Below are 14,828 nucleotides of genomic sequence, written 5' to 3'. Positions count from 1 at the left end.
CCCCCAAGAAAGCGCAAAGACCTGACAAACAAGAACATATCGGATGCGATCTGCCGCGCCGGCATCCACGCAGCTCAACCGGCACGCGCGGACCGGCGCACGAGGACCGGCCCCCGTGGACCGGCGGACAATACACTGCCGGTCATGCCACCCAGACGCAGGCGCAGCCCTGCGGAATCACGTGCCGAGCTGCTGGCCGCCGCGGCCGAGCTGATCAGGGAACGCGGCCCGGACAACGTCAGCCTGCGGCAGATCGCCGAGGCCGCCGGGGTCGCCCATGGGCTCGTGTCCCACTATTTCGGCACCTACGCCGCCCTGGTCCGGGAGGTGCTGCGGGCCGAGAACGACCGGATCGAAGCCCGCGTACGCGAGCGCATCCAGGCCGAGGACGGCGTGCCCACCGCGGCGGGAATGATGGGCGTGCTCTTCGACACCCTGGCCGACGAACGTTATCTGCGCCTGTTCGTCTGGACCGAGATGCACGCCGACTACCGGGGAGCCGCGCGGCCGGAGCTGGTGGAGCTGATCGACACGATGGAGGCCGGGATCCGGGCCGCGCTCGCCGGACGGCCGGTGCCCAGCCGGTCGCGCATCGAGGCCGTGGTCCTGGTGGGCCTGTCGGCCGCGTACGGGTTCGCGATCGGCGGCCGGTCGTGGCTGGCGGGCCTGGGTCACGATCCCGACGACCCGGCCCGCGAGGCGGAGTTCCGCGTCCAGCTCGCGCGGATGATGGGCGCCCACATGGTGGAGGAGTCAGGGCTGGAGCCGGCCGGCTGACTTGTTCTCCACTTGGAGAATAGGATGGTCCCGTCACTTCGACCACACGGACAGGACCGCGCATGCCCGAGCACCCCGACCTCATCCCCGCCCGGCCGGTACGCCCCTCCGACGAGGAGCGCGAGCGGGCGGCCCGGCGACTCCAGGACGCCGCCGCCGCGGGCCGGATCGAGCTGGCCGAGCTGGACCAGCGGCTCGGCGAGATCTACTCGGCCCGCACCCAGGGCGAGCTCGCGCACGCGGGCCGCGACCTCCCCGAACCCGCCAGGACGGACTCACTGGTGGTCCGGGACGAGCCCCACTCGCGCTTCGCCTTCAGCGTGTTCGGCTGGTTCAGCCGCAAGGGCCGCTGGATCGCCCCGCGCGTGTTCACCTCCCTGTCGGTCTTCGGCGGCGGCGAGATCGACCTGCGCGACGCCCGCTTCGCCGGCCAGGAGATCCGGGTGCGCGCCTTCGCCCTGTGGGGGTACACCGAGGTCGTCGTCCCCGACGACGTCGAGGTGGAGGTCAAGGGCTTCGGGCTGTTCGGCGCGTTCGACCGGCGCGCCGTCAACAGGAGGCAGGGGGCGCCGCGGGTCGTCGTCAGCGGCCTGGCCCTGTTCGGCGGCGTCGGAACGAAGACCAAGAAGCCCGCCACCAGGTGAACCCGTCCCCCATGTACGGGGGATCTCCACCTCGCGCACGGCCGACAGCGCGGCCGGCGGAAAGTCCGGCCACTCCGGCCCGTGGTGCCCCTCACCCTGGAGGTACTTGTCGGCGAACGCCTGCGCGGCGGCCAGGACCTCCGCGACCTGCCGCGCGGTGAGCTGTCGCCGCTCTCCCGGATCCCGATGTCGAACTCGTACGCCGCCACCCGGCCCACCCGGACCCCCGGGCACGGCAGCCCGCCGCGCAGCACGGTGACCCGCTCCTGCAGAGTTCGCCCCACGCTCACACGGCCGGATCGTACCGGCGGAGGGTGTCTCCTGGGGACGGCCGGCCGCCAGGCCGGCCAGGGCTTGGGCCGCTCCTCGGACGTGCCGCCGGGGGTCTCCGGGCTCGGCGCCACCGCCGCACCGGATCTCCCCGGCCTGGTGTATGCCCAGGTCAGGAGGGGAGGAGCCAGGAAGCCGGGACGCTCGGGCCCGCTCGCGAACGCCACCGCCCAAGAACGAAATCGGAGAACCTTCGATGCGCGCAACCCTGATGTACGGCGCCGGCGACGTCCGCGTCGAGCAGGTGCCCGATCCGGCCGTCAAGCTGCCCACCGACGCGCTGGTCCGCGTCACCGCGTCCTGCATCTGCGGCAGCGACCTGTGGCCCTACGGCTCGATGAACCCGGAGGACGGCCCCGCCCGGATGGGGCACGAGTTCATCGGCGTCATCGAGGACATCGGCTCGCAGGTGACCACCCTCAAGCGGGGCGACCTGGTCGTGGCGCCGTTCGCCATCTCCGACAACACCTGCCGGTTCTGCCGCGAGGGCCTGCACACCTCCTGCGCCGACCCGCAGGCCGGCTTCTGGGACGCCGAACCGGACGAGGGCGGCCAGGCCGAGGCGGTACGCGTCCCGCTCGCCGACGGCACCCTGGTCAAGCTGCCGGTCGAGGCCGACTCGGCCCTCATGCCGTCCCTGCTGACGCTCGCGGACGTGCTCGGCACCGGCCACCACGCCGCCGTGGCCGGCGGCGTCGACCGGCGCACCCGCGTCACCGTCATCGGCGACGGCGCCGTCGGCCTGCTGGCCGTGCTGTCGGCCAGGCGCCTGGGCGCCGAGCAGATCATCCTCATGGGACGCCACCAGGCCCGCACCGACCTCGGCCGCGAGTTCGGCGCCACCGACGTCGTGGCCGCCCGCGGCGAGGAGGGCGTCGAGCAGGTACGCGACCTCACCGGCGGCGACGGCACCCACGTCGTCCTGGAAGCCGTCGGCAACATGCCCGCCTACCAGCAGGCGCTCGGGGTCGTCCGGCCCGGCGGCGTCATCAGCCGCGTCGGCGTCCCGCAGTACGACGACGCGCCGATCGGCATGGGCAGCCTGTTCCGCCACAACCTGCGCCTGGCCGGCGGCCCGGCCCCGGTCCGGGCCTACATCGAGGAACTGATGCCCGACATCCTGAACGGCGCCATCGAACCCGGCAAGGTCTTCGACGCCACCACCGGCCTCGACGGCGTCCCGGCCGGCTATCGGGACATGGCCGACCGCAAAAGCCTCAAAGTCCTCATCAAGCTCTGACCCTGCGAAGCTCACCCGAGGCGCCGGCCGGAACAGCAGAGCCGTGATCGACCGCGGAACCCCACCTGCGGGCGAAGCCGCTGCCAAGCGGGAGGAAGGAAACAACCCCGCGAGGGATGATCCTCAGCCCGCCGCCCCACCCCGCCCGCCCCTCCCCCGCGCACGGTCGCCATACTGCAGAAGGCGCACGGTGAAGAGCCCCCTGGTGGCCTGAGCACAGACCACCACGGCACCTCCCGCCGACCCGGTGCTCCGGAGCCGCCGTCGGCCCGGAGCACCCGCGCCCACCACATCCACGACGTCGGAAGGCCCTGATGACAGCCGACCAGCCCATCTGCTGCCCTACCTGCAAGGGAGTCCTCCCCGGCCGGCAGCGCAGCGACTACACGGCCGCCCGCGGACGCCTCGTCGTCGTCAACGGCTACTGCCAGGGCCACTGCCCGGCCCCCGAACAGCCGCCCCGCCTCCAGGCCCCCGCCGACCACGGCAGCCGGCAGCCGCTGAACGTGCCGGCACCGGCGCTCTGACCCCGGCACACGGGACAGGTCCGCCGCGGCTCAGTCGAGGATCTCGACGTACCCGTCGGTCCCGTGCACGCGGATCCGCTGCCCGTCCCGGATCAGCCGGGTGGCCCCCTCCACGCCCACCACCGCCGGCAGCCCGTACTCCCGGGCGATCACCGCCCCGTGCGTCATCAGACCGCCCACCTCCGTCACCAGGCCGGCGATGCCCACGAACAGCGGGGTCCAGCTCGGGTCCGTGAACGCCGTGACCAGGATGTCACCCGCCGCCAGATCGGCCCGCGCCATGTCCAGCACCACCCGGGCACGGCCCTCGACGGTCCCTCCCGACACCGCCAGACCGGCCAGCGCCCCTGGCGGCACGTCCTCGCGCTGGTACCGGCCGGCGAGCACCTCGCCGTCCGACGTGAGCACCCGCGGCGGGCGCAGGGTCTCGTGCCACCGGAAGTCCTCCCGCCGCCGCAGGACGAGCTCGCCGTCCGCCTCGCCCGTGCGCACGACCTCCTGCAGCTCCTGGAACCGCAGGAAGAAGACGTCCTCCCGCTCCCGCAACACACCCGCCCGGACGAGACGATCGGCCTCCCGCCACAACGCCTGCTTGTAGGCCAGATAGCGGCAGACCATGCCGTACTTGGGAAACTCCCGATATCCCGCGAACGTGCGCACCCGGGCGATCATCCGCTCGGCCTCCTCCGCCTTCCGCTCCCCGTCGGGCAGGGCACGCAGGCTCGCCAGCACCTCCCGCTCCTTCCGCAGGGCCTCCTGACGCCCCTGCTCGTAACGCCGCGCACCGGCACCCGCCTCGAAATTCCGGACATTGCCGAGAATCACCGGAACGAGCATGGCGGGCCGCTCACTCCAGCGCGTCCGGGTGATGTCGATCTCCCCCGCACAACGCATGCCGTACTGATCCAGGAAGGCCCGGACGGCCTCGCCCGCCTCCTGGCCGCCGGGCAGCTCGCCCAGCTCCTCCAGGAAACCGTCGCCATCCCGCTCCTCCGCCGCCACCCGCTGCAGGAACGCCACCACCTCCGCGTGCGGACGGATCACGTCGGCCACGTCCAGCAGCGCCAGCCCCATCTCCGACGTGACGTTGTGCGGAACGGACTGCGTCAGCACATCGGCCGCGTTCCTCTCCCCCAGCCACTCCTCCAGGTGATCGTTCAGCCACCAGGCGGCCTCCATCCCCGCCATGATCGCCTGGAAGCTGCGCGGGCCGAACAGCAGACGCCTCAGCTCCGCGATGTCAGCCAGGATGAACTCGAACAGCTCCGGCCCGGACAGCCCCTCGATACGGCGCCGCAACGCGGCCACGGACTCCCGGCCGTCCCGGACGAGCTCGGCGACCAGCTCCGGGTCGGTCTCGATCGGCGCGGGCGGAGCAGCGGCAGGCGCGACACCCGACTCCTCCTCCGGCACCGCGCGGATGAAGTCGCCACGATCCACCACCGTCTGCAACGCGTCCCGGATGAGCGGATCGGACTTCCCCAACGTCCCGATGAGATTCGCCCGGCCCGCTGCCGTCGCCAGGACCGGGGCCACGTCCACGAACAGCCGCCCGCCCGCCTCCGCCATCGGCCGCGACGTCGTCAGCTGCCAGAAGGACAATCCCAGCGGCTTCATCGCGTCGGTCATCATCTGCTGATGGCCCACGGAGACATAGACATGGTTGTCCTGGTCGTCGGCGACCGGAACCGGGAACAGCGTCGTGATCGGCCGGCTCTGGACGATGTGGAAGTCCTCACCGGCCAGGCACCACTCGATGTCCTGCGGCCGGCCGAACCGCGCCTCGATCTGCCGTCCCAACCGCACCAGACGAACCGCCTGCTCATCGGTCAGAGCCCGCCGGACCGACCGCTCGGCCTCGACCGGCCCCTCCTCGGTACCGCCCGTCGGCGACGCCCGCACCACCCGCGCCTTGGCCCCGACCGACACGTCCACGACCCGGTCGTCACGCACCGTGTAGACGTCCGCCGCGACCACGCCCGAGACCAGCGCCTCACCCAGCCCCCACACCGCCTCCACGACGGCGGCCTTCCGGTTCGACGTCAACGGATCCGCCGTGAACAGCACCCCCGCCGCGTCCGGGAACACCATCCGCTGCACGACCACCGCCATCCGCACCCCACGGTGATCGAACCCGTTACGACGCCGATAGACCACCGCCCGCTCCGTGAACAGCGAGGCCCAGCACCGCCGCACGTGCCGAAGCACCTCCGCCGGCCCCACGACGTTCAGGTACGAATCCTGCTGACCGGCGAAGGACGCCGTCGGCAGGTCCTCGGCCGTCGCGCTCGAACGCACCGCGCAGGCGGCCTGCTCCCCGAGCCGGGCCAGCGACTCCCCGATCGCCGCCACCAGATCGTCGGGCACCGGCGCGCCCTCGATGGCGGCGCGGATCTCCGCGCTCAGCGCGCGGACCGCCGCACGGTCGTCCGGATCCACCTTCGACAGCAGGTCGAGCTGGGCGTCGAACGACGGCACCGCGGACACGACCCGCTGGAAGGCGTCGGTCGTGACGCAGAAGCCGTCCGGCACGCGGATGCCGTCGATCCGCGAGAGCTCGCCCAGGGCGACGCCCTTCCCGCCGACGTCCGCGAGATTCGCCGCGTTGATCTGCCCGAACTCCAGCACGTAACCCAATTCCGTCGCTCCATCCTTCGTCGGGGTTGGTTCGCAACGGGCAGTATGAACGACTTTTCGAGGTCTCATGAGGGGCGGGGATCCGCTATAAAGTGAAAGTGAGGGGACGTTCCCCCGGCATCGAGCCCGACCACCGCCGCCGTGGCCCTTACTTTGTAGATTATTAGTAGCGGCCACCAGTCGCAGCGGCGAATACCGTGGCACGCCTTCGAGTCCCGCCTAGGAGAGCATTCCGGCGGACCCAAGCGACCATTCCACACCGTCTGCACGCCCGAAACATGTCGGGCCCAGGTGCCGCCTCGGGACGCGGCGACGAGGACGACGCGCCGGCACGCGCAATCACCAGAAAGGCGCCAAGGGTACCCCCATCCGGGACGCTCCTCCCCCCACCCTCACCCCGGGACATGAAAAACTAGCGCCCGGGATACGGAAACACGGTGCCCCCGAAGCGCGAGTCGCAAATCCCCATATAACACGAAATATCCCCAACTTCCCGGCGCTCCCCGCGCGCCGCGGGTGCGGAAATCGCATGAGTTCTCCGCCTTTGTCACCCAGCGAGGCTTTCTGGCGAATTATTCCAAATGCTGGATTTTAGGTTTCCCTCGCCGCCAAAGACCTGGTCACCCGCGCGCCAGGTTCCGTTATAGAGTCTGCACCCGGACCCCGCCGAAGAAAGGTGACAGGCATGCAAGACGCGGCCATCGACCGAGTAAAGCTCATCTTCACCCTGTTCGACGCCGACGGCACCGGTTACCTTGAGGCCGAAGACTTCGACCGCATGGCCAACCGCGTATTGGCGGCTTCCCCTCGTTCCACCGAAGCCGCCAAGAGCGCGATCAGTGACGCTTTCCGTCGTTACTGGACAACTCTTGCCGAGGAACTCGATTTGGACAAAGACGGCCGCATCAGCTTCGAGGAGTACAGCGCGTGCGTCCTTTCCCCCGAGCGCTTCGACGACGCGCTGACCGACTTCGCCGAGGCGCTGGCAGAGCTGGGTGACCCCGACGGCGACGGCCTCATCCACCGCACCGATTTCATGGCGCTCATGACCGCCATCGGCTTCAAGCGGCGCAATGTCAACACCCTCTTCGACGCGTTCGGCCCCTCCCAGGACGACCAGGTCAAGGTCCCGGTCTGGGCCGAGGGCATCAAGGAGTACTACAGCCCCGAGAAGGCGGACATCGCGGGCGACCTCCTGCTCGGAGAGTCCAGCTGACGGCCGCCACGAGCCGGTGCGTCCGGCCTTCGACGACGAAAAGGGAGCAGTAGTGGAACCAGTCATCGGACTTGCCATCGGCCAGGGAACGGGCCCCGAGCTCGCGGCCGTCTTCGAGCGGGTGCTGGCCGGGATCGCCGACGCCTGCGGCACGAAGGTGGCCCTCACCCGCTCTGAGCGGATCTATCACTCCTACGTGTCCTTGAAGGCCGGCGCGGAGGCCGAGGAGATCCGCGAGAGCACGCGGCAGGACGCCGACCACTACACGCGCTTCTGCCGTTCGCTGGCGGCCGCCGGGGTCCCCGCCGTCTTCCGTACGGCGATCAACGCCCAGTCGCTCTACCTGGTCCGCCAGCGCCTGCAGGCGGTGAAGATCGACGCCATCACCACGGCCGGGGCGTCGCTGCTGCTGGTCAGGGACCAGGCCCAGGGCTTCTACACCGGCGAGAACGTGCATCTTCCCGGCGCGCTCGTCCGCACGATGACCTTCACCAGGGAGATCACCGAGAAGGTCATCGCGCTGGCCGTGCGCCGGGCCCGGCAGGAGTGGCCCGACGGCCGCATCGACGAGATCGTCATGGCCTACAAATTCCACCTGCTCGACGGCGCGCTCGACGAGTGGGTGGCCGAGAGCGCCGCGCGCCACGGCGTGCAGATCGGCCTGTTCCAGCCCGACACCGTCAACCGCAACCTCATCGAACGCGGCCCCCGCCCCCGCACGGTGATCATCGCGGGCAACGAGTGGGCCGACATCATGCACGTGGTGCTGCTCGACCGCTTCGGCTCCGAGCGGCAGGAGAACCGCTGCACCGAGAACGTCTACCTGCATCCCGACGCGTGCGGTCTGGTCGAGTACCAGACCGTGCACGGCTCCGCCGACGACCTGGCGGACACCGGGAGGGTCAATCCGGTGGCCACGGTCCGGGCCGCGGCGGCCATCGCCGAGCGGCACGCGGGGTGCGCCGGAGCGGTGCGGATGGTCGAGCGCGCCCTGATGGCGCTCGACCGCCACGGCGTCGCCACCCCTGACGCCGGCGGACGACACTCCACCACCGGCGTGGTCGACGCCCTCCTCGACGCCCTGGAGCCCACGGCCCGCCCGGTCCTGATGGCGGACTCATGACCGCCGAGCAGCCCGAGCCCCTCGAGGAACGTGCCAACAGGGACACCGGAGAACACCAGGAACGTGCCGGCCTGGCCGCCGAGGAGCGCCAGTCCTCCAGCGAACGTGCGGCCCTGGTCGTCGTCGACCTGCAGAACGACTTCTGTACCGGCCTCACCGCCCGTGCCCGTTACGCCGGTGACCCTGCGGCTCTGGAGGCGGCCGCGGCCAACACGGCCAAGGCCCTCGCATCGGCGCGAGCCCGCGGCATGGACGTGGTCTTCGTCCGCTTCGTCGGTGACGCCGAGCATCAGGGGCCGAGCTGGCGGCGGCGCGACCTCGCCCAGGGCAAACCGCTCAAATGCCTTGAAGGCACCTGGGGCGCGCAGTTCCACAAGGTCGAGCCCGCGCCTGGGGAGCCGGTCTTCACCAAGTGGGCCTGCTTCGACGCCTTCCTCAGCGAGGGCTTCGAGCGGCACCTGCGCGGGCGCGGCATCGTCCGCCTGGTCTTCGCCGGCCTGTACACCGACGTCTGCGTGGACACCACCGCCCGCACGGCGTTCCAGAAGGGTTTCCACATCACGGTGCTGACCGACTGCACCGCCAGCCGCCACCTGCCCGACTCGGAGATCCTGCGCTTCATGGCCGCCCTCTACGGCGCCCATCTCACCTCCCACGACGTCCCAGGCTCGTGGATCCCGGAACAGGAGACCGCCGCGGTGTCAGCGGCCGGTCGACCGGCCCGAGAGGAGAGCACGTGCCGGACAACCGACAGCTCGAGATCGACACCGGCGTCGGCCTGACCGCGCTCATGGTCGCCGCCGCGCGGGCGATCGAGACCCACCGCCCCGACTCGCTGGCCGCCGACCCCTACGCCGAACACTTCGTACGCGCCTCCGCCGCGTCGGCCGCCTGGCCGACCCGTCCGCAGCACGTGCCCGGCGGCGACGCCAACCCTCTCTGGGGCAGGCTCGGGCGCTACTTCGGTCTGCGCACCCGGGTCCTCGACGACTTCCTGCTGCGCGCGGCCAAGGCGGGCGTCCGGCAGGTCGTCCTGCTCGGCGCGGGGCTCGACACGCGGGCTCTGCGGCTCGGCTGGCCTCGGGGACAGGTCGTGTACGAGATCGACCGGCCGGGGGTGCTGGCGTTCAAGGAGCACGTGCTCGCCTCGCTCGCCGTCGAGCCGTCTCCCCCGGTTCCGGTCGTCCCGGCGGCACGGCGTCGGGTGGTCGCGGCCGACGTGGGCGACGACTGGGCCGGCGCGCTGCTGGCCGCGGGCTTCGACGCGAACGCGCCGACTGCCTGGCTGGCCGAGGGGCTCCTGCTCTACCTGGATCCGGAGGTCGAACGGCGGCTCCAGCGGACCATCGACGTCCTGAGCGCCGAAGGCAGCGTCCTGGCATTCGAGGCCAAGCTCGGGCTGGGGTCGCCGGCGGTCCGCGCCAACCCGGTCTACGCGGCGACCAAGGCACAGATCGGCGTGGATCTGCTCGCGTTGTTCGACAGGAAGCCGCGTCCCGACTCCATCGGGCTGCTGAGGGGGCGGGGCTGGTCCGCCACCGTCCGCACGCCCTTCGACTTCACCCGTCAGCATGGTCGAGGCCCCCTGCCCGAACCCGACGACGCCTTGGCCACCAACCGCTGGGTGTTCGCCGACAAACCACGACAGAGCCACGTGCTGGGGGTTTCCGTGCCGACGTACCGCGACTGCTGACAGCCGGCTCCCGAACCAGCCACAACCAGACGCCGATGCCCCCGCCCACGAGGCGCTCCCGTCCGACGGCAACCCCGACCGGCGGCGCGGCGGCGGCCCCGGACGGCGGCAACCCCGGACGGTGGCGCCCCCGGACGGTGGGACTCCGGACGGTGGCGATCGTGAACGGTCGGGGAGCGCGGTGGCCCAGGTGGCGCGGCCGAGGACTTGTGCCGGGCTGTGGCCGTCGGGGTGTGGGTTGGTTCGGGGCGGGGCTTCGTGCTTGGTGTCCGCCGGGTGGCTTGGTGGTTGGGGTGGTTCTCAGGTGGTGGGTGTGTGTTCTCGGGCCGAGATCAGGATGTCCAGGATTGCGATGGTTTCGGCCCACGGCACCGGGCTCGGGCCGCCGCGCACCATGCTGAGGAACGCCTCCATCGTCCGGACGTATCCCAGGCTGTGGACCGGGTCGGGGCCGCTTTCGATCACGACGGACTCGCTGCCGTGCCGGCCGTGGAGGGTCACCGTGTAGGCGTTGTCGTCCGAGACGCCCAGGATCTCGACCGTTCCGACTGTCCCGTTCGCCCACTGCAGTGCCAGGACGCCGGTGTCCTCCGACCTGAGTGTGCGGTAGTGCCGTCTGGCTCCGGCGGCCCCGACCAGGCGCACGTCCGGGCCCAGCAGGGCGACCAGCGGCTCGACGCCGTGGATGCCCATGGTCACCATCGTCCCGCCGCCCTCGCCGGGCGTGTCCTGCCAGGCGTTGTAGCCGTCGGCCCACTGGCCCACGTCGTGCCGGACCGTCGCCCGTACCGACAGCACGTCCTGTGCGTCGGCGCGGACCTCGGCGAAGGCGGGCGCGAAACGCAGCACCGAGCCCGACATCACCCGATCGTGCACCGGCAGCCGGCGCAGGGCGTCGAGCTGCTCCCTGGTCGCGGCGGCGGGCTTGTTCACGAAACACGGCACGCCGGTCTCCAGCACCTGCTCGAGCGCGGCGGGCACGCGGGGGTTGGGCAGCGTCAGCACGACGCCGTCCGGATCCCCTGCCAGCAGCTCGTCGAGGTCGCCCGCCACCTTCGCCTCGGGATGCTCCTCGGTGAAGCGCCGCAGCCGCTCGGCGTCGGGCTCCCAGACGGCCAGCTCGGCGTGGCGGGCGAGGGTGCGGGCGTCGGTGTACGGATGGCTGGTGGCGAGCCCGGCGAGCGCGATGCGCACAGCTTTCCTCCAAATGGGCGATATATCAGGAAATGATCCACATCATGTCAGGGCCGCGGGAACCGCCCCGGGCCCCTCAGGGGTGAACCCATTCCTGGACCTCGGGGACAAACGCCCTCCTGGCACGCCAGGGCAACCCCACGACTGGCCCCCAGAAGCGAACCCAGTTCTGAAAGCACGCGGGCAACCCCGCCCCTGGTGTTCAGAGGCGAAGCCATCCCTGAGACACCGGGGCAACCCACGCCTGGCCGCCAGAAGCAAAGCCATTCCTGGGGCACGAGGGCAACCCCGCTCCTGGTCCCCATGACCGAAGCCGCTCCTCGGCCTCCGGTTCCGGAGCGGTCGGCCGGGAGCGTACAGCCGGGCCGGCCCGTAGTTTGTGGTTTCCGGTCGCAGTCCGTGGGGGTGCGCCAGTCCTGCTCGGCGTGGACGGGCAGTTGCAGCCGGGCGTCCTGCTCTCCGGTCCGAGCATCATCGGTCTGAGCGAGGTGTTCGTGCCGCCATGAGGAACCCGGTCGCCTGACCCTGGCGGAAAACTCGGTGGACCTGAGGGCCGGTCGCTGCGAGCATGGCCGGTGATGTACCGAGCGTAGGAACACGTCGATCACCGGCAGGGGGACGGCCCAGGAGCCGTCACCCCCTTGTCGGCAACCCTCTGACTCTTCCCTCAGACGATCGACGTGCGGGCGCCCGAGCGCGCCCGGAGAAGGGCTTTCCATGGACATCCATGAGTACGCCAGGTACGACGCCACCGGCCTCCGCGACCTGATCAGGACGGGCGAGGCCGGCGCCGGCGAGGTCGAGACGGCGGCCCGCCAGGCGCTGGCGCAGGTTGACGAACACGTGAACGGGCTGGCGCTGCCGGTGTTCTCGCCGGCGCTCGACCACGCCGCCGACGGCCCCTTCGCGGGGGTGCCGTTCCTCATCAAGGATCACGGGCCGGTGGCCGAAGGGGTGCCGTTCACGCTGGGCAGCCGGGCCTATCCCGGCGTCCTCGCCCGGCGCGACACCGACCTGATGACGCGGTTCCGCGCCGCCGGCCTTGTCACGCTGGGCCTGACCACGGTGCCTGAGCTGTGCGTCAGCTTCACCACCGAGCCTGTGCGCTACGGGCCCGTACGCAACCCCTGGGACCTCGGCCGCACCGCGGGCGGGTCGAGCGGCGGCGCCGCGGCGCTGGTGGCGGCCGGGGCCGTGCCGGTCGCGCACGCCAGCGACGGCGCCGGCTCGACCAGGATCCCGGCCGCCTGCTGCGGGCTGGTCGGGCTCAAGCTGAGCCGTGGGCGCGGCCCCTGCGGCCCGGAGGCCGGTGAGCTGGTCCTCGGCATGGCGGACGAGTTCGTGCTCACACGCACGGTCCGCGACGCCGCCCGCCTGCTGGACGCGGTCCACGGGCCTGGGACCGGCGACAAGTACACCGCGCCACCGCCGCGCGGGTCGTACGCGCGGGAGCTCGTGACGGATCCGGGCCGGTTGCGGGTCGCGCTGACCACCACCTCCTGGATGGGCACGGACGTGGACCCGGAGGTCGCCGCGGCGGCGGTCGCGACGGCCCGCGTGCTGGAGCAGGCGGGGCACGTCGTGGAGGAGGCGAGCCCGGCGGTCGACCGGGAGGACGCCATGAGGGCGTGGATCATCGAGGCCGTCGGAGTCGCCTCCCCGTGCCTGCTCGCGCCACGGCAGCCCGACGAGGCCAGGATGGAGGCGGTCTCGCGGGAGTTCCTGAAGGCGGCCAGGCAGGCCACCGCGCTGGACATGCTGGCCGCCTTCGACGCCCAGAACCGGGTCACCCGGTCGGCGGCGGCCTTCTTCACCGGGTACGACCTGCTCGTCACGCCCACCCTGGGCCGTCTGCCGGTGCCGCACGGCACGTTGCGGTACGACGATCCCGATCAGACGCTGCGGGGATGGCTGGAGACGTTGTCCGGGTTCGGGCCGTTCACGCAGTTGTTCAACACCACCGGGCAGCCGGCGATCAGCCTGCCGCTGGGGCAGAGCGCGGGCGGGCTGCCCATAGGCGTGCAGCTCGCCGCCGCGTACGGGCGCGAGGACCTGCTGTTCCAGGTCGCCGCGCACCTGGAACGGGCGATGCCGTGGCGGGACCGGGTTCCGCCGATCTTCGCGGGCGGTCTGTCCGGGTGATGGGCAGGCGGTCTCTCTGAGGCCGTGGGCGAGGGCGGCTCGGCGTCGAGCGGGGGCAGGTCACACCCGCTTGAGGTCGTAGTCGCCCTCGCGTCCGGTGCCGGGGGCCGTTGCTCCGGCATGGCGGATGACGGTGAGCCCCATCGCGAGCACCTGTGAACGGCCGCGCCGCGTGAACGCGATTCCTGGCTCGGGGGAAAGACGGGCGACACCACTGCCTTGCAAAGGCTCAACCACATGCCGCTCAGTACGACCCTGTCTGACGCGAGATACACCGCTACAAGGCGTACTCGAAGGTGGGCGTGCTGCCCGACGCGGACGACTGGGCGGACAGGAGCTCGTGCCGGGGGCGTGAGCTCTCGCCCGGCACCCGCCCGCAGCACACCGACGCCGTCCCTGCCTGGTCGAAGTCCTTGACGCGGAGATCCTGCGCCTGAGCCCGCGTTCGGCGGACGACAGATGGACCGCGCCGGCTCCCCCTCTGCCCTGATCCGGTTACCGGCGCCGCCCCCGGCCACCGACTCGAACGGCTCGTCCGAGATCGGCGACGGGTTCGGCTTCCGCAGGAGCCGGGGCAGCCTCGCGGCCGTTCCCGCCTTCACGCCGGTGGACGGGCAGACGATCTTGCGGCACCCGTCGATCACTCAGGTCGTCGTCAGAGGCCGAGGCCCCGACACACTCCGCAGGGACAGGTCGCCGGGATGACGTGGGACGTCAGTGTGCGCGGGTGGGGCCGATGCCGGTGAAGAGGGCGTCGAGGATCCGGTCGACGTACTCGTGAGTCAGTGGTTCCTGTGTGATCAGGAGCTGGAAGTACAGCGGGCCGGACAGGATCGCCATCGCCAGGGCGAGGTCGAAGGCGGGCGACAGTTGACCCTGGTCGCGGGCCGTCTTCAAGCGGGCGACGGTCTTGTCCGCCTGTGGGGCGATGAAGCGTTCGTTGAGCGCGGCGGCGATCTGGGGATCGTGCTGGGCCTCACCTATCAGGGCCTTGAACAACGGGCCGACGGGCGGCCCGGCCAGCAGATCAACGGCCGAGTGGATCTGGGCGCGCAAGTCGGCCACGATGTCGCCGCTGTCAGGGTAGTCCAGGGCAGGCCCGTTCACCGACAACAGCGAGTCGAACAACAGAGCCGCCTTGGACGGCCATCGGCGGTAGATGGTCTGCTTGCTGGCGCCCGCTCGGGCGGCGACCGCCTCCATGCTCAGTTTGGCGTAGCCGATCTCCTGGCCGAGCTCCAGCGTGGCCCGCATGATGGCCTCGGTCCGGTCGGCACCGCGACGGTGGGGCGTGTCGGTCATGCC

General features: G+C 71.3%; 12 protein-coding genes. 9 read left to right on the top strand and 3 right to left on the bottom strand.

What is annotated here, in order from left to right:
• The first annotated feature begins 144 nt into the window (after positions 1–144).
• The 4 genes from ACNF49_RS28310 to ACNF49_RS28295 all read left to right on the top strand — a co-directional run bounded on the left by ACNF49_RS28310 (position 145) and on the right by ACNF49_RS28295 (position 3,518).
• Positions 145–777 (top strand): TetR/AcrR family transcriptional regulator, encoded by a 633-nt coding sequence (locus tag ACNF49_RS28310; RefSeq protein ID WP_357978012.1) that lies wholly within the window; start codon positions 145–147, stop codon positions 775–777.
• Between the two features lie 62 nt (positions 778–839).
• Entirely contained in the window at positions 840–1,421 is a 582-nt protein-coding gene (locus ACNF49_RS28305; RefSeq protein WP_357978009.1) for a DUF1707 SHOCT-like domain-containing protein, read from the top strand.
• Positions 1,422–1,947: 526 nt separating this feature from the next.
• Positions 1,948–2,991 (top strand): zinc-binding dehydrogenase, encoded by a 1,044-nt coding sequence (locus tag ACNF49_RS28300; protein ID WP_482939339.1) that lies wholly within the window; start codon positions 1,948–1,950, stop codon positions 2,989–2,991.
• A gap of 314 nt (positions 2,992–3,305) precedes the next feature.
• Entirely contained in the window at positions 3,306–3,518 is a 213-nt protein-coding gene (locus ACNF49_RS28295; protein ID WP_357978005.1) for a hypothetical protein, read from the top strand.
• Positions 3,519–3,548: 30 nt separating this feature from the next.
• On the opposite strand, the gene rph is transcribed toward ACNF49_RS28295, so the two are convergent.
• Positions 3,549–6,146 (bottom strand): rifamycin-inactivating phosphotransferase, encoded by a 2,598-nt coding sequence (gene rph / locus ACNF49_RS28290; RefSeq protein WP_482945599.1) that lies wholly within the window; start codon positions 6,144–6,146, stop codon positions 3,549–3,551.
• A 694-nt stretch (positions 6,147–6,840) separates the two neighbouring features.
• Between rph and ACNF49_RS28285 the strand changes: the two genes are divergently transcribed.
• Genes ACNF49_RS28285 through ACNF49_RS28270 form a run of 4 tightly spaced genes read left to right on the top strand, consistent with a single transcriptional unit; the run spans position 6,841 to position 10,187 of the window.
• A complete protein-coding gene (locus tag ACNF49_RS28285) occupies positions 6,841–7,371 on the top strand; it encodes an EF-hand domain-containing protein (RefSeq protein ID WP_357978004.1) in 531 nt (176 codons plus the stop codon).
• 52 nt (positions 7,372–7,423) lie between these two features.
• The gene (locus ACNF49_RS28280) at positions 7,424–8,494 is read left to right on the top strand and encodes an isocitrate/isopropylmalate family dehydrogenase (RefSeq protein WP_482939338.1); all 1,071 of its coding nucleotides are present in this window, start codon (positions 7,424–7,426) and stop codon (positions 8,492–8,494) included.
• Positions 8,491–9,276 carry a cysteine hydrolase family protein gene (locus ACNF49_RS28275; RefSeq protein ID WP_482939337.1) on the top strand — a complete coding sequence of 262 codons (786 nt, stop codon included), beginning with the start codon at positions 8,491–8,493 and terminating at the stop codon, positions 9,274–9,276. The genes ACNF49_RS28280 and ACNF49_RS28275 overlap by 4 nt, the downstream gene beginning before the upstream one ends.
• The gene (locus ACNF49_RS28270) at positions 9,231–10,187 is read left to right on the top strand and encodes an SAM-dependent methyltransferase (RefSeq protein WP_357977995.1); all 957 of its coding nucleotides are present in this window, start codon (positions 9,231–9,233) and stop codon (positions 10,185–10,187) included. The genes ACNF49_RS28275 and ACNF49_RS28270 overlap by 46 nt, the downstream gene beginning before the upstream one ends.
• A 300-nt stretch (positions 10,188–10,487) precedes the next feature.
• Here the strand turns inward: ACNF49_RS28270 and ACNF49_RS28265 are convergent, their stop codons facing one another.
• Entirely contained in the window at positions 10,488–11,381 is an 894-nt protein-coding gene (locus ACNF49_RS28265; RefSeq protein WP_482939336.1) for a Gfo/Idh/MocA family protein, read from the bottom strand.
• A gap of 717 nt (positions 11,382–12,098) precedes the next feature.
• Here ACNF49_RS28265 and ACNF49_RS28260 point away from each other — a divergent pair.
• A complete protein-coding gene (locus ACNF49_RS28260) occupies positions 12,099–13,523 on the top strand; it encodes an amidase (RefSeq protein ID WP_482939335.1) in 1,425 nt (474 codons plus the stop codon).
• Between the two features lie 714 nt (positions 13,524–14,237).
• Here the strand turns inward: ACNF49_RS28260 and ACNF49_RS28255 are convergent.
• Positions 14,238–14,825 carry a TetR/AcrR family transcriptional regulator gene (locus ACNF49_RS28255; protein ID WP_482939334.1) on the bottom strand — a complete coding sequence of 196 codons (588 nt, stop codon included), beginning with the start codon at positions 14,823–14,825 and terminating at the stop codon, positions 14,238–14,240.
• Positions 14,826–14,828 lie beyond the last annotated feature (3 nt).

The sequence above is a fragment of the Actinomadura sp. ATCC 39365 genome (assembly GCF_054392275.1).
Note: the sequence above shows the minus strand (reverse complement) of the source record. Positions and strands in the feature narration are given on the sequence as shown.